We start from the raw sequence: 26,205 nt of genomic DNA, 5'->3' as shown, positions 1-26,205 counted from the left end.
TGAATTTTCCAATTGACTACTTCGTCGAAATTCGCGAACTTTGCAAAATATGACGAACAATTACAGTTAATCACATCTGACCACGTCAGAAGGTGCAGAACAAGCGATTCCATGCGTATCGCCGATTCAACTTTAGCGGACAAGGACGACTGAAATGGCAGAGACCAACTATTCAGACAGCTCTCAGATCCTGGGGCTTGGGAAAACGCCCGCGCAATGGGTCGAAGTCATGGCCGGAATGGGGATCGATATTTCAGAGCGCACTTTGCGCGAGCGGGCAAATGAGACCGGAGCTTTTTATCGTCTTGGGCGGACCATGCTCATCACGCCCGCGCAGATTGATACGATTTTTGAAGGAGGCCAATCATGCCGCTCCAAATTTACAAGAGGGGCCGTGTCTACTGGGCCAAGGGGTGGATTGAATACAACGGCAGGCCAATCGCCGGCCCATACCGGCGAAGCACTAAGGCATCTACAGAAGAGGGCGCACGGGACTGGATAAACCATGAGACCGAACGGCAAATCCGCCGTTATGTCGTGGGCGACGAACCGAGCAAGACGTTCTCTGATGCAATCATGCTCTACAACGCGTCCCCAAAAGCAGCGAAGCAGTTGATCCCTATTGTCGAGGCAATCGGCGACCTATCGCTCAGCGCGATTTCTGGTGCGTTACTGAAGAGCCTTGGGCCCAAGCTGAAGCCCAAAGCATCAACCGACACCTGGTGGCGTGAAATCGTGACGCCTGCGAGCGCGGTGATCAACAACGCGCACGAGCTGGAAGGCACGCCGCTCATCCGCGTGAAGCCTTACGACAAGTTTGAACGGATCGCCCAGGACAAGCGGCGGGGGAAGCTTAGCCGCGTAGAGCGCACGCCAGCTGACAAGGAATGGATCGAGGCATTTTGCCGTGCCGCTGATCCCTACAACGCCGCGCTGGTCCGGTTCATGTTTGAGACGGCGGCACGGATCGATCAGGCCGTGTCATTGGAGCCTGATGACCTTCGACCGCACGAAAACAAAGTTCGCGTGAAAGCGCAGAAGGGACATCCGGAAAGCTGGATCACCGTCTCGCCTCAGATGATGGACGAGCTTCTTGCGCTGCCGCCGAAGCGACCCAAGAACCGCAAGACCGGCAAGTTCATGAAAGCCCGTGTTTTCGGCTATGGCAGCTCAACCGGCTACAACACGCGCTGGAAGACGATCTGCAAGCGCGCGGGCATCCCGTACCTTTCTGCGCACCCAGCTGGACGGCACGGGTTCTTCACTGAATTAGTCGTCCGGCAGGGCGTCGATCCCGTCACGGCGGCCAAGGCTGGACGCTGGTCAGACCCCAATTTGCCCATGCGCATCTATGCCCACGCCGAGACCGATGAGGCCGACATCAGAGCCCGTTTTCGTACAAACCACGTACAGGATGACGCTGTACAAACGCCCAACATTAAGAAATCACGAAAGGAATAGCGCTATGAACGCATCCCTCCTAAGGGGCAGGATGCAGGTTCGAATCCTGCCGGGGTCACCATTCCTGCCTGAGAGCGTGGCTTATTTGCGGGGAAAGCCGAACGCGTGGGGGTAAGGGGGCGGCCTGGCTGTATTGGCCAGCAGGACGTATTCGAAACGGCGTGCAGCGATTGCGCATTTAATGATGGCAGAATGCGAGACATTCTCACGGTCCGCGCGAAACCGGACCTCGACGCCATCAGCGGCGAAGGTCCGGAGCGATACTTGTGAGCAGGCCGTGCCTTATGCAGGCTGTAACCTGTGCCTCGTGNNTNTCAGTCTGCGATTGTCACGCCGATNTTGCCCATATGCGACTTTTCCAGAAATGCCTTCTGCGCCGCNTGCAAGTCAGCCAAGGGATAGGTTTCGGCGACCACGGGCTTGATCTCGCCTGCTTCGATGTAGCTGACCAAATCAGTGANTACGCGTGGGTCTTGCCGGGTGCTCCCGATGAGGGTCAGNTCCTTGAGGTAGAGCGTCCTCAGATCAAGTTCGANGATCGGACCGGCAATCGCGCCNGACGTGACGTAGCGCCCCCGTGGCACCAAAGCATCAAGCAGTTCGGGCCAGNGCGGCCCCCCTACAAGGTCGAGCNCGACGTCGAAGGNNTCNTTNGGATAAGGCTCATTGCGGTCGATCACCGCATCCGCGCCGAGGGCTTTCAGCGCNTCCATTTTCGCCGGGCTGGTAGAGGCNGTGACATGGGCNCCGCGCCGCTTGGCCAGTTGCACCGCCGCCGATCCGACGCCGCCGGATGCGCCTGTGATGAGCACACGCTCGTCCCCCAATCCGGCGCGTTGGATCATGCCTTCGGCGGTGGAGAATGCGCAAGGGAAGGACGCGAGTTCGACATCCGAAAGCGGGCTTTCGATCCGTAATGCGTNTTCNTCGCCCACGGTGGTGTATTCCGCAAAGCCGCCATTGCGCTCNGAGCCGAAGGTCACCAGCGCATCTGGTCCGGCACCGGCCGGNCGATNCATCGGCCGCACCAGCACGCGCTGACCNATCCGCGCNGCGTCCACTCCGTCACCGACCGCAACGATCTCTCCGCAGCAGTCCGCGCCTTGGATGCGCGGAAAGCTGAGCGCACCGGACCATCCGCCGTCAGCATCAGACGCCCCCGCGTAGCCCTCGGTTGCGGCGGACCCTGTGTCGCCCCGCACCGCNTTCGAATACCAGCCGGTTCGGGTGTTGACGTCGGTATTGTTCACCGCCGATGCGCCCACACGGATCAAGACCTCGCCANCNTCNGGTTGCGGNANCGGAACGTCGTCACACCATTCAAGCTTGTCCAGCCCGCCATGGCCGGTGAGGCGTACAGCTTTCATCGTTTCAGGAAGCGTCATAGGGGAAAACTCCGATGTAGAATGATTGCTCTACTTGCGTAGGTAGAGGGATCGTTCTACATCGTCAAGNATGACCGATATGATGAGCAAGATATCCGCAGGGCTTGAACGCGCCTTTGCCAATCGGGGCTTTGCCGAGCCNAGCGTCGAAGACCTGCGGGATNCTNCGGGCGTGAGCCTTCGCACGCTTTACAAATACACGCCGTCCCGGGCGGAAATGGTGCTTGCTGCGTTGGAGAACCGGCATCAGCGCTATCTCGCCCGCGTNTTTGATGACNTGCCAGAGGANCCGAGCGAGGCGCTTGATACGATACTGACNCGCGTTGGAAACTGGATGGCGACCGAGAGCGCGCATGGCTGCCTCTTTCATGCTGCAGTGGCCGCTGAACCGGGCAGTCAGCCGCTGCGCGACTTACTGGAACGTCACAAGGCAGAGGTCGCGGAAAGGGCCGCAGCGGCGACCGCGTTGAAGGGGGCCGATACCGCGCTGTTGTTGATCATCGAAGGGCTGACGCAAGCNTGGCCCCTGCATCATGAGGCCGCNCTGGATGCGGCCAAGCGATTAGGNCTGTCGCTGCTGNCACCGGATCNTTNACGGCCCCACAGCCGGATNTCGNGGNGGTACCACGTTCCGGCCCGCTTGTGCTTTTGCGGGGGCTGNCNNTAGCTCTGGTGTAAACCTGAATGGCTGGCACCGCTGTNGTCGAGCGACTGTTTTATTCTGCACAACAGATTGGCACATGCGTCTTTTCTGCTCGCTGTTTGGGCTAAGCGTGTCGTAAGCCGCTGGCGCACGAGGGATGCCAGATTGAAGTTGCNCCGATGATCGNNGATCAAAATGCATGAATGCAGATCTGCGTATCCTGGTTGTAGAGCCAAACCCCGAGCGCGTGCGTGACATCGTGGATGCNNTGCGCGAAGCGGGTTGGTCTGACGTNAAGGCTTTGCTGCAGATGTCGGANCTGAACCAGACGGTGNGGGAATTTTCACCGGANATCGTTCTTATCGACCTGACAAANCCGGACCGCGATACNCTTGAACATATCTCTCACGCGACCGAGACGACCAAGCGGGCGGTCGCGCTGTTTGTGGACCAGACCGATGAGAACCTGACGCAGGCGGCGCTGAATGCCGGGGTCAGCGCNTATGTGGTGGATGGTCTTCAGATGGACCGGATCAAACCCGTGCTGCAAACNGCCATCGNGCGCTTCAAAATGATGCGTCAATTCCACTTCGAACTGAATGCTGCCAAGCAAGCGCTGGAGGATCGCAAGACGATCGACCGCGCAAAGGGGATCNTGATGCGNCAACGCGGCATGTCCGAGGATGACGCCTATAAGCTNCTGCGCACCACCGCGATGAGCCAGAATCGCAAGGTCATCGATGTGGCACAAGCATTGGTGACGGCAGCGGATCTNTTGTCATGAGCGAGGTTGTTCTGAACTGTGGCTATGTNCCNTTGGTTGATTGCGCCCCGCTGGTCATCGCGAAAGAGCTGGGATTTGCTGCCGANCAGGGGCTCGCGCTTAATCTTTTGCGTCAGCCTTCGTGGTCCGCGCTGCGCGATATGCTGGCACTGGGGCATCTGGATGCCGCGCATATGCTGTCGCCAATGCCGGTGGCCATGTCCATCGGGATGGGCGGATTNCCCGCGCGGGTAGATGCGCTGATGGTCTTATCCGTGAACGGCACGGTGTTCGGCGTCTCTAACGCTGTTGCTTCCGCATTGGAGGATGTGCGCTTTGGGGACACGACTGCATTGCTGTCGGGGCTCAGCGCGCGCGGTGCCAAACCGCTGCGTGTGGGTATCCCCTTCCACTATTCCATGCACCGGTTGCTGCTGTCNTATTGGGCCGCGCAAGCGCCNGACCTGCAGATCGAGGAAGTCACCGTGCCGCCGATGCGTATGGCGGATGCCGTCTCGGACGGGTTTGTCGACGCCTTCTGGGTGGGCGAGCCCTGGGGCGGTGTGGCCGTGCAGAATAATGTGGCCAAGCTGATGATGGCGGGCCGCGATGTCTGGCAGTTCGCGCCGGAAAAGGTGCTTGCCGCGCGCCATGAGTGGGCCTCGCAGAACGAAGACAGCGTGCGTCGCCTGATGCGGGCGGTATACCAAGCGTCGGCCTGGCTTGATGCGCCGGGAAACAAGCCGCTGGCGGTCGAGATTTTGGGGCGCAGTGAACACCTGAGCATGTCGCCCGATTTGATCGATCCGGCGCTGACCGGGCATATCGTCCCCCGAACGGGGGCCTCTCCGATCACGGTGGANCGNTTCTTGCAGTTCCACAGCCATGCCGCNACTTTCCCGTGGCGCAGTCAGGCGGCGTGGATCGCGCATCACCTNGGTGCNGANGCCGCGGGAATCGAGAAAGCCAAAACCTGTTTTCGNGCCGATCTTTTCCGCCAGAATCTGTCTGATATCGGCGCTGATATGCCCCAATCCTCCGAGAAAACCGAAGGGGCGATGACGTTGCCAACATCTGTAGCATCCGCGCGGGGAGAGATGATTCTTTCGCCNGACGCCTTTTTTGACGGCAGAANGTTTGATTTCACCGCAGCTGTGCGATGAATTCTTAAGCGGCTTCTGCATGGGCCTCTGAAAAGCTGCCGCAATGCAGAAAATTCGTTGCGTGAAGCTGCGTCTATGAGCCACCCTTGATGCCAAGGGACAACGTTGTCCGACCTATACCGCTGACCAATGCTGGTCGCACATCACTCAGAGCAATGCCGCTCGTACGGAGCACGGATTTCTTCCCCGTGAACCATACGTGCGGCTTTTTTCGTTTCTGCCCTNCGGGGCCATGAAAGGACATGACCCATGAAAAATACATTCGCACTCCTGCTCGCCTCGACAAGTCTGNTGGCGACNGCGGCGTCGGCCGAAATGCTGGCGCTTGAGAAAGAGGAGCTGACCTTTGGCTTTATCAAGCTGACCGATATGGCACCTTTGGCCGTGGCCTACGAGCTGGGATANTTNGAGGACGAGGGGCTTTTTGTCAGACTTGAGGCGCAGGCCAACTGGAAAGTGCTGCTGGACGGCGTGATCGACGGCCANCTGGACGGNGCGCATATGCTGGCGGGCCAACCGCTGGCGGCAACGATCGGCTATGGCACCAAAGCGCATATCATCACGCCCTTCTCGATGGACCTGAACGGCAATGCGATCACNGTTTCNAATGACATCTGGGACGAGATGAAGCCGAACGTGCCCACGATGGACGATGGNCGGCCGCAGCATCCCATNAGCGCCAGTGCTTTGGCTCCGGTGGNCGAAGGCTACAAGGACCGCGGCGAGCCGTTCAATATGGGCATGGTCTTTCCCGTTTCGACCCACAACTACGAGATCCGGTACTGGCTTGCGGCGGGCGGACTGAANCCCGGCTACTATAGCGCGCANGATATTTCCGGNCAGATTGATGCGGATGTGCTGCTGTCCGTGACGCCGCCACCGCAGATGCCTGCGACAATGGAAGCGGGGACGATATCGGGCTACGCCGTGGGTGAGCCTTGGAACCAGCAGGCGGTTTTCAAAGGGATCGGCGTGCCGGTGATCACCGACTACGACATGTGGAAAAACAACCCCGAGAAGGTCTTTGGCATTACCGCCGAATTTGCCGAGGAAAACCCCAACACCACGCTGGCCCTGACCAAGGCACTGATCCGCGCGGCAATGTGGCTTGATGCCAACGACAACGCCAACCGCGAGGAAGCGGTGGAAATGTTGTCGCGCTCTGAATATGTGGGCGCGGATGCGGATGTGATCGCCAACTCCATGACCGGCTTTTTCGAGTTCGAGAAAGGGGATGTGCGCCCCGCCCCCGACTTCAACGTCTTCTTCCGCTACAATGCGACCTATCCGTTCTATTCAGACGCGATCTGGTATNTGACCCAGATGCGTCGCTGGGGCCAGATCGANGAGACAAAGCCGGATGAATGGTATTTCGAGACNGCNGCAGACGTGTATCGCCCNGACATCTACCTNCAGGCCGCAAGGCTGCTGGTGGACGAGGGTATGGCCGACGAAGCGGCGTTNCCTTGGGATAGNGACGGCTTCAAAGCACCGACACCGGCTGCCGATATCATCGACGGGATCAGCTACGACGGACGCGCGCCGAACGCCTATATCGACAGCCTGCCCATCGGTCTGAAGTCCGGTCAAACGGTCNTCGACAGCAAGGTCGAAGGCTAAACCCCGCCCCCGCGCTTTGCCACACCGCAAAGCGGAAGGGGGNGGGAGCCACTTTCATCAAAAGCAGCAATTGGACAGCCGATATGACCGCGATTGACACAAACACACTCGATATCGAAGCCCGCCGCGCGCGGCGCTTTGCCCGGATCAACAAGGCCGACGCATGGTTCAGCGTCTTTGGCCTGTCTTGGATGACACCGATCCTGAAGGCCGCCGCGGGGGATAATCCGCGCGCGCAGGCGGGCGAGATCTGGCGGCTTCTAGGCGTGCCGCTCTTGGCGATTGCGATCTTCCTGACCCTCTGGGCAAGCCTGGCCCCCAAGGTTCAAACCTCGCTCGGGGCTGTGCCCGGCCCTGCCCAAGTCTGGGAGCAGGTGGGCGAGTTGCATCAGGACGCCATCCGCGAGGGCGAACGCGAAGCCGCCTTCTACGAGCGGCAAGAGGCGCGCAACGCCAAGCATATCGCAAGTGGCAACACAGATCGTGTGCGTGATCGCGCTTATACAGGCAAGCCAACCTACTACGACCAGATCTGGACCTCGATCAAAACCGTGCTTTTCGGTTTTCTCATTGCGTCGATCGTTGCGATCCCACTGGGCATCGCTGCGGGCCTGTCTGTAACGGCGAATGCGGCGCTGAATCCGCTGATACAGATCTTCAAACCGGTCTCGCCACTGGCATGGCTGCCCATCGTGACCATGATCGTATCAGCCGTCTATAGCACCAATGACGGTATGTTCTCCAAGTCGTTCCTCATCTCGGCGATCACCGTTACGCTCTGCTCGCTCTGGCCCACGCTGATCAACACATCCCTTGGCGTCGCCAGCATCGACAAGGATCTTGTCAGCGTCAGTCGCGTGCTGAAAATGAATACCTATACCAAGATCACCAAACTGGTGCTGCCCTCGGCGCTGCCATTGATCTTTACCGGGCTGCGGCTGTCGCTTGGTGTGGGCTGGATGGTTTTGATCGCGGCGGAAATGCTGGCGCAGAACCCCGGGCTTGGAAAATTCGTCTGGGATGAATTTCAGAACGGCAGCTCGCAAAGTCTGGCGCGGATCATGGTCGCGGTGCTGACCATCGGCATCATCGGCTTCCTTCTGGACCGTGTGATGTATGCGCTCCAGTCCATGTTCACCTTCTCGAATAACCGGTGATCGATATGGGTATCTTGAACTTCAACAATGTCACCAAAACCTATGGCACCCAACCCGTTCTCAAGGACATCTCCCTTGAGGTTGCCGAAGGTGAATTCGTCGTCATCCTCGGGTTCTCGGGCACCGGCAAGACCACGTTGATCAATCTGATGGCGGGGCTNGAGCAGCCGACCTCGGGCAGCGTGACCTACAAGGGAAAGCCCATCACCGAACCGGGCCGCGAACGCGGTGTGATCTTTCAGAACTATTCTCTGATGCCGTGGCTGACCGTGCAGGGCAACGTCAGGCTTGCTGTCGATACGATGTTCCCTGATCTCTCCAAACTCGAACGGGCGGCCAAGGTCGATCACTATGTCAACATGGTGGGCCTGTCCCATGCGGCCACGCGCCGCCCTGCTGAATTGTCCGGTGGGATGCGCCAGCGGGTCAATGTGGCACGCGCCCTGGCGATGGACCCCGAAATGCTGCTGCTGGATGAGCCGCTGTCGGCGCTCGACGCCCTGACCCGCGCCAATCTCGCGGATGAGATCGAGGCGATCTGGGACGAAGACAAGAAAACCTGCGTCCTGATCACCAATGACGTGGATGAAGCGATCATTCTGGCGGATCGGATCATCGCCCTTAATCCGGACGGCACGCTTGGGGACGCATTCAAAGTCGACATTCCGCGCCCCCGCGACCGGATTGCGATGAACAATGATGCGGCATTCAAGGCGCTGCGCGGACAGGTCACGACCTATCTGATGGACATCGGCATCGCCGCGAAAGTCGAAGAAACGCGTATGCTGCCCAATGTCACGCCGATCCATTCAGTGCCCGCGGCAGTCTCCAAGGCGCAGGAAGGTGCCATCCAGGAAAAATTCCTGAATTTCTCGCAGCTCGACAAGGTGTATCCGACGCCGAAAGGGCCGCTGACTGTGGTCGAGAACTTTGATCTCAAGATCAACAGGGGCGAATTTATCTCGCTGATCGGGCATTCGGGCTGCGGTAAATCCACTGTGCTGACGATGGCTGCGGGGCTGAACCCGATCTCGAAAGGTGCGATCCGTCTGGACGGGTGGAACGTCCAAGGTGCAGACCCCGAACGCGCCGTCGTGTTCCAGTCGCCCAATCTGTTCCCGTGGCTCTCGGCCAAGGAGAACGTCGCCATTGGTGTCGACAAGGTCTATCCCCGCGCGTCGCAGGCGGAACGTCAGGATGTGGTGGAATACTACCTTGAACGTGTCGGGCTGGCAGACAGTATGGACAAGAATGCCGCCAGCCTGTCGAACGGCATGAAACAGCGCGTCGGCATCGCCCGTGCCTTTGCCCTATCGCCCAAACTGCTGCTGCTGGATGAACCTTTCGGCATGCTCGACAGTCTGACCCGCTGGGAATTGCAGGAAGTGCTGATGGAAGTCTGGTCGCGCACCAAAGTGACGGCGATCTGCGTGACCCATGATGTGGATGAGGCGATCCTGCTGGCCGACCGTGTCGTGATGATGACCAACGGACCCCAAGCCACCATCGGCAAGATCACCGACGTNAACCTGCCGCGTCCACGCACCCGCAAGGCGCTGCTCGAACACCCNGACTATTACAGCTACCGGCAAGAAGTGCTCGATTTCCTNGAGGAATACGAACACGGCAATGCGCCGAAATCACCTGCCTCNGGCGGGACACCGAAACCCAAAGCAATCGCGGCGGAGTGAGACCATGAAACAGAAACTTGTCGTTATCGGTGCCGGTATGGCCTCCGGTCGGGTGCTGGAGCACCTTCTGGAACAGGACCGCGANGCCTATGACATCACCCTTTTCAANGCAGAGGCACGGGGCAACTACAACCGCATCATGCTGTCCCCGGTCCTNTCGGGAGAGAAGACCTATGCCGACATCGTNACCCATGATGATGGATGGTACGCCGAAAATGACATCACCTGCCGTTTTGGCGAAAAGGTGCTGGAAATAGACCGCGCAGCAAAGACGGTAACGGGCGAGAANGGCACGGTGTCCTATGACAAGCTGGTTCTGGGCACCGGATCGAACCCCTTTATGATCCCNTTGCCGGGTCACGATCTGGANGGCGTCATCGCCTACCGCGATCTGGAAGACACCGAACGGATGATGGGGCTGGGCGAAGGCAACAAATGCGTCGTGATCGGCGGCGGGCTGCTAGGGTTGGAGGCGGCGGCAGGCATGGCGGCCCGCGGCGTCGACGTGACCGTTGTGCACATCATGGGGCATTTGATGGAACGGCAATTGGACGAGGCCGCAGGCTATCTGCTACGCCGCGCCCTGACGGATAAGGGCATCACCGTCAAATGCGCCGCAAACTCCAAGCAGATCCTGGGCGAGAACGGAAAGGTCCGTGCCNTGCTGCTGGATGACGGGACGGAACTGCCCTGCGATTTGCTGGTCATGGCCGTGGGCATCCGCCCCAATGTGGCGCTCGGGCAGGGCGCAGGCTTGGCCGTTGGAAAGGGAATCCATGTGGATGACCAGATGGTGACCTCCGACCCTGACGTGCTGGCGGTCGGNGAATGCGTGGAACATAATGGCGCGCTGTTCGGTCTGGTGGCACCGCTGTACGATCAGGCAAAGGTGGCGGCGCAGACCCTGCTGGGGCAGTCATCGACCTTTGTCCCGAAAGAGCTGTCGACCAAGCTCAAGGTGACGGGCTGTGATCTGTTCAGTGCGGGCGATTTTGCCGATGGCGAGGGGCGCGAGGATATCGTCTTTCGCGATCCGGCGCGNGGTGTNTATCGCCGTCTGGTGATCAAGAACAACGTGGTGATCGGGGCGGTGATGTATGGCGACACCGCCGACAGCAACTGGTTCTTTGGCCTGATACGCGACAAGACCGACATCGCGGACATGCGCGATACGCTGATTTTTGGCCCGGCCTACCAAGGGGGGACCCCCCTGGACCCTTTAGCAGCTGTTGCAGCCTTACCGCGTGACGCGGAGATCTGTGGCTGCAACGGTATCTGCAAAGGACAAATCGAAGACGCCATCGCGGCGGGNGCCTCTGATCTGGGCGCGATCAAAGCGACGACCAAGGCCAGCGCATCCTGCGGGACGTGCACCGGGTTGGTCGAACAGGTATTGGCGGTCACGCTGGGGGATGATTTCGTCTTGCCTGCCGCAGCGTCGATCTGCGGCTGCACCGACATGACCCACGAAGACGTGCGGCGGATGATCAAGTCGCAGCGACTGACCTCGATGCCGGCGGTCTGGCAGGAATGCGGGTGGAAGACGCCCGACGGCTGCCATGTCTGCCGCCCCGCGTTGAACTTCTATCTGCTTGCNGATTGGCCGCTGGAATANCGCGACGATCCGCAATCGCGTTTCATCAACGAACGCAAACACGCCAACATCCAGAAGGACGGCACCTACAGCGTCGTGCCGCGCATGTGGGGTGGGATCACCACGCCGGACGAACTGCGTGCCATTGCCGATGCGGCGGATAAATACATGGTGCCGACGGTNAAGGTCACCGGCGGGCAGCGGATCGACCTATTGGGCGTAAAAAGCGAGGATCTGCCCGACATCTGGGCTGATCTGAACGCGGCCGGCATGGTGTCGGGACATGCCTATTCCAAAGGGCTGCGCACGGTCAAAACCTGTGTCGGCACGGATCATTGCCGCTTTGGCACCCAGGACAGCACCGGACTGGGTATCCAGCTTGAGAAAGAACTCTGGGGGGCCTGGACGCCGCATAANCTGAAACTCGGGGTGTCGGGCTGCCCGCGCAANTGCGCNGAAGCGACCTGCAAGGACATCGGGGTCATCTGTGTCGACAGCGGATACCAGATCAGCATCGGCGGGGCGGCCGGTATGGACGTGAGGGAAACCGAATTGCTGATCCAGGTGCCGACCGAGCAAGAGGCGATCAATGTGATCAAGGCGGTGACCCAGCTATATCGCGAGAATGCCAAATACCTTGATCGCATCTACAAATGGATGGCCAAGGTCGGTCTGGACTGGATCAAGGAACGGGTTGCTGCCGAAGGCGACGCTTTGGTTGATCGCTTCGAGCTGAGCCAGACGATTTACCGCAAAGACCCGTGGGCCGAACACGTGACCCAGCTGGCCGAGCGCTACNAACCCCTTGCAACCCTGTCACTGGAGGCTGCGGAATGACCAGCTGGATCGATATCGCAGCACTTGATGATGTGCCACAGCGCGGTGCGCGNATGATCAAGACCACGCTTGGCTGTGTCGCGGTGTTCCGCACNGCCGAGGATGAGGTCTTTGCGCTTGATAATGCCTGTCCGCACAAGGCGGGGCCATTGGCCGAAGGCATCGTGCATGGCAAATCCGTGACCTGCCCGCTGCACAACTGGGTATTCTCTCTCGAGACCGGAGAGGCGCAGGGCGCGGACGCGGGCCGCGTCGCGACCTATCCGGCGCGGGTGGAAGGCGGGCGCATCCTGCTGGACCGGACGTTCCTGCAAGCGCGGAGCGCCGCATGACCCTCACGCGCACCACTTGCCCTTATTGCGGTGTAGGTTGCGGTGTGCTGGCGGCCGCCGATGGTACAATCAAGGGGGATCCGGATCATCCGGCCAACTTCGGGCGGCTNTGCTCCAAAGGCGCTGCCTTGGGGGAAACCATCGATCTGGACGGGCGGCTTTTGCATCCGCAGATCAACGGGGTGCGGGCAGACTGGGATGCGGCGCTGGATATGGTGGCGCAGAGGTTCAGCGATGCCATCGCGCAGCATGGGCCGGANAGCGTCGCCTTNTACGCCTCGGGCCAGATGCTGATCGAAGACTATTATGTCGCCAACAAGCTGATGAAGGGGTTCATCGGGGCGGCCAATATCGACACGAATTCACGTTTGTGCATGGCNTCCTCTGTCGCGGGTCACAAGCGTGCCTTCGGCACCGATACCGTTCCCGGCACCTATGAAGATCTGGAGCAAGCCGATCTGGTTGTGCTTGTCGGGTCCAATCTGGCGTGGTGCCATCCGGTCCTGCACCAGCGTATTGCCGCNGCNAAANANGCGCGCCCCCATATGCGGATCGTCAATGTCGATCCGCGCCGNACGGCGACCACCGATCTGGCGGATGTGCATCTGAGGATNNCCCCCGACGGGGATGTTGCCTTGTTCAATGGGTTGCTGGCGTATCTGGCAGAGACCGGAAAACTCGACACGGCCTATACGGAAAACCATGTGAACGGGCTGGACGCGGCGCTGGCGGCGGCACAGGCCAGTGATCCGGCGGACACCGGGTTGAACGCTCGGGAATTGGCCGATTTCTATGCGCTTTGGGCAAACACGCCCAAAGTCGTCACCGCGTACTCCCAAGGCGTCAACCAATCGGTCTGNGGCACGGATAAGGTNAACGCGATCCTGAATTGCCATCTTGCCACAGGGCGCATCGGCAATCCGGGGATGGGCCCGTTCTCATTGACCGGCCAGCCCAATGCCATGGGGGGGCGCGAAGTGGGCGGTCTGGCCAATATGCTGGCAAACCACCTAGAGATCGGGGATGAAGCGCACCGCAGCGCGGTGCAGNGNTTCTGGCAAAGCCCGACGATCTGCACNAAACCGGGACTGAAGGCTGTCGATCTGTTCGAGGCCTGTGCCNACGGGCGGATCAAGGCACTGTGGGTNATCTCGACCAACCCCGCGGTGTCGTTGCCCGATGCCGATGGCGTGGCGGCGGCAATTGCAAANGTGCCCTTTGTTGTTACGTCTGACATCATGGAGAAGACGGATACCAACGCTTTGGCTGACGTCCTGCTGCCCGCCACCGGGTGGGGTGAAAAAGACGGCACCGTGACCAATTCCGAACGGCGCATTTCGCGCCAGCGCGCCTTTCTGCCCGCCCCCGGTGATGCGCGGNCCGACTGGAAGATCATCAGCGACGTGGCCACGCGTATGGGGTTTTCGGATGCCTTTTCCTATGGCTCATCCGCGGATGTCTTTGCCGAATATGTCGCGCTTGATCAGGCTGCTTNGGCCTTCCCGCGCGATCTTGATCTGAGCATTTTTGCCGATGCGGATTACGCGAAAATGGTGCCGACCCAATGGCCGCGCAATGGGGCGCGTTTCTTTGCGNACGGGNAATATTATCATCCTGACGGNAAGGCGCAGATGGTTGCCGTGACATCGCCNGTGTCGCNGAANTCACGCTTTACGCTCAATACCGGACGGAACCGCGACCAGTGGCACACGATGACGCGCACGGGCAAATCGGCGCGGCTTGGGGCACATCTGGCCGAACCNTATGTAGAGATGAACCCAGTTGATGCCGCCGCATTGGGGGCNCTCCCCGGGGCGTTGATCGCGCTGCAAAACAGCCGTGGTCGCGTTTTGATGCGGGCGTTGATCACCCCGCGCGTCGCCCAAGGCGCGTTGTTCGCGCCAATGCACTGGACACGTCAGCGCAGCACCGCGGGCACGGTCAATAGCGTCATGACGCCGCTAACCGATCCGATTTCAGGTCAACCCGCCTTGAAGGCCAGCGCTGTCACTGCCGAGGTTTTCAAGGCGAAATGGTACGGCTTTCTGGCAAGCATCGCGGAACCCGCCACGCGCACCACCTATGCCGCCGTGGCCCGCACCAATACCGGCTGGCAGGCAGAGCTGGCGGGCAGCAAAAACCCCGAGGATTGGGAGGTAGAGGCCCGCCTTCTGACGGGGCAGGCGGAGGGTGATCTTTCGCTCCAATCCGACGCGGCGACCGGTGGCGTGCGGATTGCGATAACCCAAGGTGGGCGGATCACCGGGCTGCTTTTCGTCTCCCCCAATCCGGTGGTCGTCTCGCGCAGTGCGATTATCGCGCTGATCGGGACGGACACATCGGCGTTGGCGGCGCTCGCCGGGCGCAACGCCTCTGACCGGCCGGAACCGGGTGCTACGGTCTGTGCCTGTTTTGATGTGGGGCGCAATACTTTGCTGGCCGCGATCGCCGGCGGGGCCTCTACCGTCGCGGCCTTGGGCGACGCCACCTGCGCGGGGACAAACTGCGGGTCGTGCAAACCCGAACTCGCCGCCTTGCTGGATCAGACCTTGCAACGGATGGCCGCAGAATGAGCCTGGCCCCCTATGTCCGGATCGTCGCGCGCGGCAAGGGGCGTGCCCGCGCGATGACCTTGGCCGAAGCTCAGGACGCGATGGCGCTGATCCTACGCGGTGATGCTGCCCCCGAAGCGGTCGGCGCGCTGTTGATGGTCATGCGTCTGCGCGGCGAAACCCCCGAAGAGATTGCCGGTTTCACCGCAGCATTGCGCGCACATGTGGTGGGCAAACTGCCCAAAGCGGATCTGGACTGGCCGTCCTATGCCGCAGGCCGCAGCCGGGGGGTGCCGCTGTTCCTGCTTGCTGCGCGGCTGGTGGGGCAGGCCGGTTACAGCATTTCGATGCACGGGTGGAATTCGCATCAATCGGCCAATGCATCGGTGCGCGAGGTGATCGATCTTGCCGGGCCGCAGGTGGCCTATACCCCGCTAGAAACCCTAAGCCCTGCGGCTTTCAGCATCTTGAACCTGCGCGATACGCTCGGCCTCAGATCGTGCTTCAATACGGTATTGCGGATGTGGAACCCGTCCGAGGCCCCGGCGACGGTGCAAGGCGTGTTTCACCCGTCCTACCGCAGCCTGCAGGCCCAAGCCGCGCAGCTGTTGGGCCAGCAGGATCTGAGCATCATCAAAGGGGGCGGCGGCGAATTCGAACGTCATCCCTCCAAGGACATCGCCCTGTTCGGCCTGCGCGACGGGGCGCATATCCAGCAGACCGCCGCGTCAATCCTGCATGACACCCGGCGTTTGCATGAAACAGGCGATGTCATCGACCTGCATGGCCTGTGGCAGGGGCGCGTGGACGACCCTTTCGCAATCGCCACGGTGACCGGCACTGCGGCACTTGCGCTGTGGACGCTGAAGGCGTCTCCGACGCTCTCTCAAGCCGACCAAATGGCGCGCAGCCTTTGGGACCAGCGACACCAGCCAAAGGAGCAATCCGCATGAAGACATTTCCAATGTTCCTGCAAATGGCGGGCCGCCGCGTCGTGATCATGGGGGGCGGCGAGCAGGCCGCCCAGAAGGCGCGCCTGATCCTGAAAACCGAGGCGACGGTCGAGATCTGGGCCGCTACATTCGATGCCGAACTGTCGGACCTTGCTGCATCGGGCCGTGTCACACTTCACGACGGTCCAATCACCCCGAACAGCTTTTCAGACACCGCGCTGGCCTTTATCGCCACTGGCTGCCCTGGTGCGGACATGGCGCTGCATGTTTTGGCCAAAGAGGCCGGGGCGATTGTTAACGTGGTCGACCAGCCACAGCTTTGCGACGCGATCACGCCTTCCATCGTGGACCGTGATCCGGTGGTCGTAGCCATCGGCACCGAAGGGACAGCCCCGGTGCTGGCCCGCCAGATCAAGACGAAAGTAGAGGAAATGCTGGAGCCGCGGCTGGGGGATCTAGCTGCACTTGCGGGCCGGTTGCGGGGGAAAGCGTCTGCGCGCCTTGATCCGCGCGCGCGTCGCGATCTGTGGCGTTGGGTTTTCAACGACAGCCCGCGCTGGATGTTTGCCGCCGGTGCCGAACGCGCGGCGGCCAAGCGTATCAAGTCGGCCATTGAAACGGGCGACTTCGGCACCGCTGCGGGCGGCAGCGTCAGCCTTGTTGGCGCAGGACCGGGGGCGAAGGATCTGATCACCCTGCGCGGCGTGCAGCGTCTGCAAGAAGCGGATGTGATCTATTATGACCGGTTGCTTGACCCTGAAATCCTTGAATTGGCCCGTCGTGACGCCGAGCGCATTTACGTCGGCAAGGCTCCGGGCTGTCACAGCTNGCCGCAAGAGAAAATCACNCAGACCCTNGTGATGGCTGCCAAACGCGGCCAGCGCGTNGTGCGNCTGAAATGTGGTGATCCGGGGGTGTTCGGGCGCAGCACNGANGAAGTCGATGCGCTGAAAGCCAGCGGTATCGCATTCGAGATCATTCCCGGCGTCACCGCCGCATGCGCCGCGGCCGCGAGCATCGGTGAAAGCCTGACGGATCGGGGCAAGATCGACACCGTGGTGCTGACGACCGGCCATCGCCAAGATGGATATNCGGTGCCNGAACCGATCAAGGANATCAGACCCGGCACATGNGTGGCGCTTTACATGGCCGTGGGGGCNGCGCCACAGATTGTGGATCACCTAAAGACAGCGCATCCGGGGGTTCAGTTCGACCTGCAAATCGCCGCGAAAGCGCAGCGCAAGGATCAGAAGATTTTGCGNTGCTCCCTTCAAGATCTGGAAGCGACGCTGAGCGTCAATAAGATCGCAGGCGAGGCCATGCTGTTCATCCGGTGGCCTCGGGAGGCCCATCAGGCCGATATGCCCTTGGNGCAAANCGCAGTNGGGCGCGTCGTATCGATGGTGCAAGACTNANCNTNNNTGNNGATCCCNNCGGGGATGTTGCGGAATTGANTTATCCGAGTAAATTTGTCAGAAAATGGTTTCAGAATTCTGGAGCTGTCTCAGCGCGTCGTCATGTCATCCGNCCCTCTATCAAAATCCTATGTGCCACAGGTTTTTGTCCCTCGTATGGAGGCGCAGACCCGCAACCTGCGCACGATCAAGCCCTTACGGTTTCGGCCCTTGTCGGGGGCTGTCGCAGATGTCTGGCATGTCGACGGGGACCAAGGGGGCGGCGGGNATTACACCGCGCCGGATCCGCGCCTTGTGGTCTTTCTGGATGACACCCCGCCGCTGATCGCGCTTCGAACGGGCGAGGGGNCGACGGCCCAATTCGGAACGCGNGCNTTCTTTGTACCGGCAGGCACCCCGTTGTGGAGCAAGCTGGGCAAGGCCCAAAGGCTCAGCCATATNGATTTCCATTTTGACGCNGCNGCATTGCAGACACGGCTTGGTGCGATCGGTGTATCAGAGCTGCCCCGCCGCGTGATGTTTGCGCCGGAGGATAGCGTGCTGCTGACCCTTGGCCGTCTNGCGGCCNGCGAAGTGGAGACCCCTCAACGNGGGANGATGGTCTTGGAAGGCCTGCTGCAATCGCTTTTGGGCGCAGTGATGGACCCGNCGNCGCAAAACGCCCTGCCTGCGTCCGGCGGNCTGTCGCCTCAGCATATGACGGCGGTNCGGCAGTACATGGCGCAGAATATNTTTCGCCCCGTCGGTGTGGGNGAATTGGCCGATTTGGCGGGGCTCTCCGAAAGCTGGTTCAGCCGCGCGTTCAAGCAAACCTCGGGTCTGTCGCCGCAACGCTGGATCGCCGAGTGTCGCGTCGTCGCCGCCAAGGAGATGATGGCCGACCCCGGACGCCCCCTTGCCGACATCGCCGCGGCAACCGGTTTTTCCGATCAGGCCCATCTGTCACGGGTCTTTCGCCGGTCTGTCGGGGTNCCGCCATCGCAGTGGCGACGCGATATTCAGTGATACGTTTACAGCGGATTGGGACAAATGACGGCGGATGCGTTCAAGACGCCGCCTTATAACTGAGTTAAATACTCGGAAAAATAANCAGCGGGACGTATATCCATGAANTTCACCTTTTTCTTGATGCTGGGGACCAGCGCGCTGGCCCTGTCTGCCGGTGTGGCGATGGCGCAGGACGCCGTTGATCTGGGCGAGATCATTATCCAGTCCGAAGAAGACCCGACCGGCCCGGTGGTGGGCTATGCCGCGGGCACCACGGCGTCGACCAAAAGCGGGCGGTCCTTGCTGGAAACGCCGTCCTCCGTCACGGTGGTCACCACCGACCAGATCGAGGATACGGCCGCCAANAATCTGTCAGAGGCGCTTGGCTATGCGGCGGGTGTCGTGACCGAAGCCTATGGGGCNGANCCGCGGTTTGATTCAATTTCGGTCCGCGGGGNNGACCTGCAAAACCAGATNTACCTNAACGGGTTGCANTTCAGCCGCTCTACGCGCCCGAACTATGGCGCGCCCTCGCTTGATCTTTACGGCATGGAACGGGTGGAGCTTCTGCGCGGCCCAAATTCGGTGCTATACGGGGCAGGGTCGCCCGCCGGGCTGGTGAACCTGATCCAGAAACGCGCCCAATCTGATGGCGACACGACCGAGCTGGGCCTGCATGCGGATGGCAACGGGTCCTATTATGTCTTTGGCGATGCCAACCGCGTGGTCGATGACCGCTTTGCCTATCGCATCGTCGGCAAGGCGGGCAATCGTGTTCTGGGGATCGATGAATACGACAACCCCGGGGCCTATCTGGGCTTTGCCGCGAAATACCAGGCGACCGATGCAACGACGGTGGAATTCCTGCTGTCCTATCAGGATGACGACCCGGATTCCCCCTCGGGCGTGCCCAACGGGCTGGTCGGCACCCGTTCCGACGAAGACCTGCGCGACTTCTACTTTGGCAATGAGGCATTGGAGTACGGCGACCGCAAGGTGCTTAATCTGGGCGCGCAGGTCACCCACACGTTCGATAATGGCTGGCGGCTGGTCAGCAACACGGGCGTCACGAAATTCGACTGGTCCTATTCCAACCTTTCTGTCGGCGGGGTGACCGGCACCGATGTGGCGCGCACACAGCTGTTGCAAGACGAAGATGTGACGTCTTTTGCCACGGACCTGCGGCTTGAAGGCTCGGCGCTGACCGGCGATGTGCTGCATAATCTCGCCTTTGGTATCGATGCCAGCCGGTTCGAAGAATCTGCGCTCAGCGTGTTTTACTATGGTCAGGACAGCATTGATGTTGCCGCGCCAGACTACAGCCCGATCACGCCAGTGCGCGACGGGGCAAGCTGGTATGCGAACAAGAATGTGACCGTGGAACAGGTCGGCATCTACGCCAGCGACGAAATCGAATATGGCAATTGGCGCGCTGGTCTGGCCATGCGCCATGATCGAAACAAATCCGAAGGGCAGTCCGAAACGCTCTACACCGTTCCGGGCTCTGGCGGCACGCCCGGCACCGTTGATCTGACACGCGACGACAGCGCCACCACCGGTCAGGCAAGTCTTGGCTATGTCTGGGACAATGGCGTGTCGGCCTACCTGTCCTATGGCACCTCGTTCCAAAGCTTTGCAGAACCGGGCGATACGGGCACAGCGCTTGACCCGACCACGGGCGAGCAATGGGAAGTTGGCGCGAAATACCTGCCCGCCACCCTTGATGCCTATTTGTCGGCCTCGGTCTATCAGCTCGAAGAAATGAACCGCCCCGTCTATGTACAGAATGGGGCCGGTGTGCGGGCCTATGATCAGGTCGGCAAATCCCGCATCCGCGGGCTAGAGCTGGAAGGCCGTGCCAATCTGGCCGACGGCTGGAGCGTAACAGGTGGCTACTCCTTTACCGACAGCGAGATCATCGGCGGTGACAACAATGGCAACGAACTGGGGCTGACCCCGAAACATACCTTCAAGCTGTGGGCATCGAAAGAGATTCAGGGCGGACCGCTTGCCGGGCTGACCGTGGGCGCAGGCGCGCGGTTCATCGGGGAACGCTATGCGTTCAACGCAAATGCCAATCAGCTCGACTCTGTGACGCTGCTGGATGCGGCCGTGTCCTATGACTTTGACGACGGCACGGAACTGCAGGTCAATGTGACCAACCTGACAGACGAGGCCTATGTGTCGTCGGTGGGCTATTTCTCGACCTACTATGGCGACGGGCGCACGATCTCTGCGACGCTGTCCAAGAAGTGGTAAAGCGCCTCGCCCTCACGCGTCGCGCGATCATTGCCACAGGAGCCTGCGCTCTTGTGGCATCTCGCGCGCGCGGCGCACGCGGTTGGGGGGGATCGCGCCTCGCCGCGATTGACTGGGCGATGGCGGAAACCGCTGCCGCGCTCGACCTGCCGCTGGTTGCCGTGGCAGAGAAACGTCAATTCCTGCGCGGTACGGCGGTGACGCTGCCCCCGAACTGTGCGGATGTCGGGTTGCGCGGCAGCCCCAACCTCGAAGCGCTGAGCCTTGTCGCCCCTGACCTGATCCTGTCGTCGAATTTCTACAGTTTCGTTGAACCGCAGCTGGGACGTATCGCACCGGTGTTCACGCAAAATATGTTCATCCCGACCGAACCGGCGCTGCCCAAAGCGCTGTCGGCGCTGGAGACGTTGGCAATACAGCTGGACCGCGGAGAGGTGGGCCACCTGGTGCGTCAGGACTTTGAGACCGCTTTCGATGCGCTGCGCGCACGGGCAACAGGCTTTGCCGCGCGCCCCTTTGTGTTGATGACGGTGGGGGATGCGCGTCATGTGCAGATCTATGGCAGCGACAGCCTGTATGGCGGGGCGCTTCGGCGGATCGGCCTGACGAATGCCTGGGACGGCGATACTGAATTCGGATTCAATGCCCCCGTCCCTCTGTCCAGATTGATCGATTTTCCGCAGGCGCATCTGGTCATCGCGGGCGCTTTGCCGGTCACTGCACGGCGCGCGATTGGCCAAAGCGCGCTTTGGTCCGCGCTGCCCCCCGTGCGGGCGGGTCGCGTGTCGTATCTACCCGATCAGATGCCCTTTGGCGGGGCGCCTTCCGGGCTGCGTTTTGCGTCCCATCTTGTGACGGCGCTGGAAGCCGCATGATCCGTCCGCCCTTTTTGACGCTGCCCCTTGTGGCCGCCATCGGCGCGGCGTGCCTATGGACCGTCGCAGCGCTTGCGGCCCTGCCCGCTGCGCAACGGGTTTTGCCCGTCGCAGGTCCGCAAGACCTGTCGCCCGAACAGATCCTCTTTGCCTTCGGGTTGATGCCGCGGGCGGTGATTGCCCTGCTGATCGGGGCGCTTCTGGGGCTGTCGGGTGCCTTGATGCAGGCGGTGCTGCGCAATCCGCTGGCTGATCCGACGACCCTTGGCGTGGCCTCGGGTGCACAGCTGGCGCTGGTCTGCGCCACGCTGCTATGGCCGAATATGCTCGCCCTTGGTCCCGGCCCTGTCGCATTGGTCGGAGGCGGGCTTGCAGCGCTGATTGTCATGGCGCTTGGCGCGCGGCGTAGCTTTGCGCCTGTTACGGTCACCATCGCGGGGATGCTGGTGGGCATGCTTGCCTCCGCCATCTCTACCGCTCTCACATTGGGGCAGGGGCATTACCTGCTGTCGCTGGTGATCTGGAACGGCGGATCGCTTTCACAAGACAGCTGGCACGGGGTGATCCGACTGACTGTGGTGCTGGCGCTGGGGGCGGCGGGGGCCGCCTTGCTGGTGCGGCCACTGGTGGTCCTAAGTCTTGGCGGAGCCACGGCCAAGGCGCTTGGGACGCAGGTCGGGGCGATACGGGTCGCGGCGCTGGCGTTGGCGGTGTGCGTCTCGGCCATGGTCTCTGCCGAGGTGGGGCTGGTCGGGTTTGTCGGGCTGGCGGCACCGGCCTTGGCACGGCGTTTGGGCGCGCGCAGCGTGGCGCAGGTTCTGCTGGCCGCACCACTGGCGGGCGCGCTGCTGCTGTGGCTGGTGGACAGCGCGCTGCTGGCGCTTGCCGCCTTTGGGCTGCCAGAACTGCCGACGGGCGCGCTGACCGGGCTGATCGGCGGGCCGCTTTTGATCGCTTTGCTCCCGCGGTTGCGCAACATTGCCCCGCCCGAGGCCGAGCGTAACGACAGTCTGCCACCGCGGGCGCCGCGCCCGTGGCGGCGGGTTGCTCTGCTGGCCTGCGCGACGGTCGCCTTTGCCGTGCTGAGCCTGTTTGGCACCCGCGGGCCTGATGGCTGGGGCGTGATATCGGGCGCGATTGCGGCGAGTTTCGTGCCATTGCGGGCCACGGCCATTCTGGCGGCTGCCGCTGCCGGAGCGCTGCTGGCGCTTTCGGGCGCCGCCCTGCAACGGGTGACGGCAAACCCGATGGCCGCGCCCGAGGTTCTGGGCGTGACCGGTGGTGCCGCGCTTGGCTATGCGGCAACGCTGTTCCTGCTGCCTGCCCCGTCGCCCGTGGCGCTGGCGCTCGGGTCTTCTGGCGGGGCGGCGGCGACGCTGATCATTCTGTCCGCCTATGCGGCGCGCAGTGATATGGCACCGGCGCGGCTGTTGCTGGCGGGGCTGGCGATCGGAGCCTTCGCTTCGGCCCTTCTGGCAGCGATCATGGCGTCGGGAGATCCCAGAGCATGGTCGCTGCTGGGGTGGCTTGCGGGAAGCGCGACACGGGTCACGGTCGCAGGGGCGATGGCGCTTGCCGCGATGGCGGTGGCGGCGCTTGGCGCGGCGCTTTTGCTGTCGCGCTGGTTCGACATCCTGCCGCTGGGATCGGGTGTCGCGCAGGGACTGGGGGTGCCGCTTGGCACCGTACGGCTTGCCGTTGTGCTGGCGGCAGGGCTGGCCACCGGCGCGGCAAGCGTGCTGGTCGGCCCGGTCAGTTTCGTTGGCCTGATGGCCCCGCATATCGCCCGCAGCCTTGGCCTGCTGCGCCCTGCGCCGTTTCTGGCGGCCAGCTGGTGTCTGGGTGCGTTGCTCATGAGCCTCGCGGCCTTTGGCGCGCGCACCGCCAGCTACCCCTACGACCTGCCGCTGGGGCTTTTCGCGACGCTGATCGGCACGCCCTGGCTTTTCATTGCCCTGCTCGGACGGAGACACGCATGACCCTCTTTACGCTCGAAAATGTCTGCTTTGACGTGCCCAAGCGTCGGCTGGTCGAACACCTTTCCTTGGCGATCAAGCCGGGGATCACGGCGCTTGTCGGGCGGAACGGGTCGGGCAAGTCAACGCTGCTGAAAATGCTCGCCGCGCAAACCCGGCCGAGCGCCGGAACCATCCAATATGGCGGCCAGGACCTGAGGGACTGGAAGCCGCGGGATTTTGCCCGCGATCTGGCATTTCTGCCGCAGGTGACCCCCCCGACCGAAGGGCTGTGGCTGGAGGAGCTGGTCGCGCTTGGCCGATACCCGTGGCGCGGCGCCTTGGGTCGATTGGGCCCCGAGGATCGCTTTATGATTGATACGGCAATTGCGCAATGTGGTCTGGAGCACAAGCGTGGCCAGATGGTCGACACCATGTCGGGCGGGGAAAAACAACGGTCGTGGATAGCGATGATGCTGGCGCAGGGGGCGCGTAGCTTGCTGCTGGATGAACCGATCTCGGCGCTGGATGTGGCCCATCAGATCGACGTGCTGGGGCTGCTGCGTGAAACGGTCAACGCCGGTGCGCTTTCTGCCGTGGTGGTGCTGCATGACGTGAATATGGCGGTGCGCTTTTGCGATCATGTGATCGCGCTGGATGCCGGGCGCGTGGCGCTTGAGGGCGCTGCGCACTCCTTGCTCGACCCCGACGCGCTACGGCGGATCTACGGGCTGCCGATGCAGGTCATCGACACAAAGCCCAGCCCGGTCGTTCACCCGATTTGACCCCGACCATATTCATCCGAAAGCCAGCCATATGCTCCGCCAATTTTTCGAATACTANCGNCCCCACACGCGCCTGTTCTGGGTGGACTTCGGCTCTGCCGTGCTGTCNGGCTTGCTGGAGCTTGCCTTCCCGCTCGCCATCACCGCCTTNATNGANCACCTGCTNCCGCTTGGCGANCTGAGGNTGACCATACTGGCCGCGATTGGGCTGTTGCTGGTGTATCTGGTCAATACCGCNCTGATGGGGGTGGTGATCTATTGGGGGCACCGTCTGGGGATCGAGATCGAGACCGAGATGCGCCGCNGCGCTTTTTCGCATCTGACCCGGCTGTCTTGGCGCTGGTATGACCGTGCGCGTACCGGCAAGCTTGTCGCCCGCGTGACCCGCGATCTGGAAGAGATAGGCGAGGTCGCGCACCACGGCCCCGAAGACCTGTTTATCGCGGTGGTCACTTTTGTTGGGGCNTTTGCGTTGATGATCAATCTGCATGTCACGCTCGCCCTGATTACGGTCGTGATCGTGCCGCTGATGGTCTGGGTCGTGGCCGTTTACGGGGCGCGCATGACNCGNTCNTGGCGCGATATCTATGCGCGTGTGGGGGCCTTNAACGTGCGCCTGGAGGAAGCCATCAGCGGCATCCGGGTCGTGCAGGCCTTTGCCAATGAAGGTCACGAAGAAACGTTGTTCGCGCGTGACAACGCAGCCTATCGCAGGACCAAACTGTCGGCCTATGCGATCATGGCGAAGGCCAGTGCGATTCATTACATGGGCCTGCGTTTCGTGCAGGTTGTNGTGATGGTGGCGGGTGCGGGTTTTGTGCTGGAAGGGTCGCTGACCACGGGCGGCTTTGTCGGCTTCCTGCTGCTGGTCAGCGTCTTTTTCCGCCCGCTGGAGAAAATTGCCGCTGTGATCGAAACCTANCCCCGCGGTATCGCCGGTTTCCAACGCTACACCGAATTGTTGCAGACCGACCNCGATGTCAGCGATCGGCCGGATGCCGTCGCAGTGACCGTCACGCAAGGCGAGGTCGNTTTTGAAGATGTGTCATTTGCCTATGACAGCCCGTTGCCCNTTCTGCACAACGTCACCTTGACCGCCAAAGCCGGTGAGACAGTGGCTTTCGTCGGGCCGTCGGGTGCAGGCAAGACAACGCTTCTGGCATTGCTCCCGCGGTTTTACGACCCTTCCGGCGGGCGGATCACGATTGATGGGATCGACATTGCGGATATGACCCTGAACAGTCTGCGCTCTCAGATCGGGTTGGTNTCTCAGGATGTGTTCCTATTCGGGTCCACCCTGCGCGAGAATATCCTGTACGGCAAACTCGATGCCACGGCGGCGGAACTGGNTGCCGCGGTCGAGAATGCCCAGTTGNGCGCGCTCGTCNCCGCANTGCCCGAGGGGCTGGAAACCATCGTGGGTGAGCGGGGTGTCATGCTGTCGGGCGGGCAGAAACAGCGNGTCGCCATNGCCCGCGCTTTCCTGAAAAACCCGCCGATCCTGATCCTGGACGAGGCAACATCGGCGCTGGATCGCGAGACGGAGCGTGACATCCAGCAGGCGTTGGAGCGGCTTTCAAAGGGCCGCACCACGCTCATTATCGCGCATCGGCTTGAGACAGTGAAACATGCCGACCAGATCATCGTCATGGAGGCAGGGCGCAANGTCGAAGCCGGAACACACGACAGCNTGCGNGCGCGCAATGGCCTTTACGCGCGGCTGACCTGACACGCATTTTACAACGCNTGGGNCGNTNGGGCGTGCTTCTGGATCAGTT

General features: G+C 61.5%; 17 protein-coding genes and 1 pseudogene. 17 read left to right on the top strand and 1 reads right to left on the bottom strand.

Translation table 11 applies throughout. The annotated features are described in order from the left end of the window. Positions 1–366 precede the first annotated feature (366 nt). A complete protein-coding gene (locus CBB63_RS16025; protein WP_286699861.1) occupies positions 367–1,461 on the top strand; it encodes a tyrosine-type recombinase/integrase in 1,095 nt (364 codons plus the stop codon). A 314-nt stretch (positions 1,462–1,775) separates the two neighbouring features. Here CBB63_RS16025 and CBB63_RS16020 read toward each other — a convergent pair whose 3' ends face one another. Beyond that, entirely contained in the window at positions 1,776–2,846 is a 1,071-nt protein-coding gene (locus CBB63_RS16020) for an alcohol dehydrogenase family protein (protein ID WP_286699860.1), read from the bottom strand. Positions 2,847–3,688: 842 nt separating this feature from the next. Between CBB63_RS16020 and CBB63_RS16015 the strand changes: the two genes are divergently transcribed. From CBB63_RS16015 to CBB63_RS15940, 16 genes and pseudogenes are all read left to right on the top strand, one after another. Next, positions 3,689–4,273: an ANTAR domain-containing response regulator gene (locus tag CBB63_RS16015; protein WP_286699859.1), complete on the top strand. Its 585-nt coding sequence runs from the start codon at positions 3,689–3,691 to the stop codon at positions 4,271–4,273. Next, positions 4,270–5,415 carry an ABC transporter substrate-binding protein gene (locus CBB63_RS16010; protein WP_286699858.1) on the top strand — a complete coding sequence of 382 codons (1,146 nt, stop codon included), beginning with the start codon at positions 4,270–4,272 and terminating at the stop codon, positions 5,413–5,415. The genes CBB63_RS16015 and CBB63_RS16010 overlap by 4 nt, the downstream gene beginning before the upstream one ends. Positions 5,416–5,664: 249 nt before the next feature. Then, entirely contained in the window at positions 5,665–7,035 is a 1,371-nt protein-coding gene (locus CBB63_RS16005) for a CmpA/NrtA family ABC transporter substrate-binding protein (RefSeq protein ID WP_286699857.1), read from the top strand. 83 nt (positions 7,036–7,118) lie between these two features. After that, on the top strand, positions 7,119–8,192 hold the full coding sequence (locus tag CBB63_RS16000) for an ABC transporter permease (protein ID WP_009825830.1): 1,074 nt from the start codon (positions 7,119–7,121) through the stop codon (positions 8,190–8,192). 5 nt (positions 8,193–8,197) lie between these two features. Beyond that, positions 8,198–9,883, top strand: coding sequence for an ABC transporter ATP-binding protein (locus CBB63_RS15995; protein ID WP_206338402.1), 1,686 nt, complete (start codon positions 8,198–8,200; stop codon positions 9,881–9,883). Positions 9,884–9,887: 4 nt separating this feature from the next. Next, positions 9,888–12,314: a nitrite reductase large subunit NirB gene (nirB, locus tag CBB63_RS15990; protein ID WP_286699856.1), complete on the top strand. Its 2,427-nt coding sequence runs from the start codon at positions 9,888–9,890 to the stop codon at positions 12,312–12,314. Then, a complete protein-coding gene (gene nirD / locus CBB63_RS15985) occupies positions 12,311–12,646 on the top strand; it encodes a nitrite reductase small subunit NirD (protein ID WP_009825833.1) in 336 nt (111 codons plus the stop codon). Before nirB ends, nirD begins: the two co-directional genes overlap by 4 nt. Then, positions 12,643–15,219, top strand: coding sequence for a nitrate reductase (locus CBB63_RS15980; protein WP_286699855.1), 2,577 nt, complete (start codon positions 12,643–12,645; stop codon positions 15,217–15,219). Before nirD ends, CBB63_RS15980 begins: the two co-directional genes overlap by 4 nt. Next, positions 15,216–16,151 carry a glycosyl transferase family protein gene (locus CBB63_RS15975; RefSeq protein WP_286699854.1) on the top strand — a complete coding sequence of 312 codons (936 nt, stop codon included), beginning with the start codon at positions 15,216–15,218 and terminating at the stop codon, positions 16,149–16,151. Before CBB63_RS15980 ends, CBB63_RS15975 begins: the two co-directional genes overlap by 4 nt. After that, positions 16,148–17,605, top strand: a pseudogene (gene cysG / locus CBB63_RS15970) (siroheme synthase CysG). The gene CBB63_RS15975 and the pseudogene cysG overlap by 4 nt, the downstream one beginning before the upstream one ends. A gap of 63 nt (positions 17,606–17,668) precedes the next feature. Next, a complete protein-coding gene (locus CBB63_RS16440) occupies positions 17,669–18,571 on the top strand; it encodes a helix-turn-helix domain-containing protein (RefSeq protein WP_502695961.1) in 903 nt (300 codons plus the stop codon). 102 nt (positions 18,572–18,673) lie between these two features. Continuing rightward, positions 18,674–20,812: a TonB-dependent siderophore receptor gene (locus CBB63_RS15960; protein WP_286699852.1), complete on the top strand. Its 2,139-nt coding sequence runs from the start codon at positions 18,674–18,676 to the stop codon at positions 20,810–20,812. Between the two features lie 53 nt (positions 20,813–20,865). Continuing rightward, positions 20,866–21,687, top strand: a complete 822-nt coding sequence (locus tag CBB63_RS15955) for an ABC transporter substrate-binding protein (protein ID WP_286699851.1) — start codon at positions 20,866–20,868, stop codon at positions 21,685–21,687. Further along, on the top strand, positions 21,684–23,666 hold the full coding sequence (fhuB, locus tag CBB63_RS15950) for a Fe(3+)-hydroxamate ABC transporter permease FhuB (RefSeq protein ID WP_286699850.1): 1,983 nt from the start codon (positions 21,684–21,686) through the stop codon (positions 23,664–23,666). Before CBB63_RS15955 ends, fhuB begins: the two co-directional genes overlap by 4 nt. Next, the gene (locus tag CBB63_RS15945) at positions 23,663–24,427 is read left to right on the top strand and encodes an ABC transporter ATP-binding protein (RefSeq protein WP_286699849.1); all 765 of its coding nucleotides are present in this window, start codon (positions 23,663–23,665) and stop codon (positions 24,425–24,427) included. Before fhuB ends, CBB63_RS15945 begins: the two co-directional genes overlap by 4 nt. Positions 24,428–24,458: 31 nt before the next feature. Continuing rightward, on the top strand, positions 24,459–26,156 hold the full coding sequence (locus CBB63_RS15940) for an ABC transporter ATP-binding protein (RefSeq protein WP_286699848.1): 1,698 nt from the start codon (positions 24,459–24,461) through the stop codon (positions 26,154–26,156). Positions 26,157–26,205: the final 49 nt, after the last annotated feature.

Source organism: Sulfitobacter sp. TMED3 (genome assembly GCF_002167505.1).
Lineage (GTDB): Bacteria > Pseudomonadota > Alphaproteobacteria > Rhodobacterales > Rhodobacteraceae > Sulfitobacter > Sulfitobacter pontiacus.
Note: the sequence above shows the minus strand (reverse complement) of the source record. Positions and strands in the feature narration are given on the sequence as shown.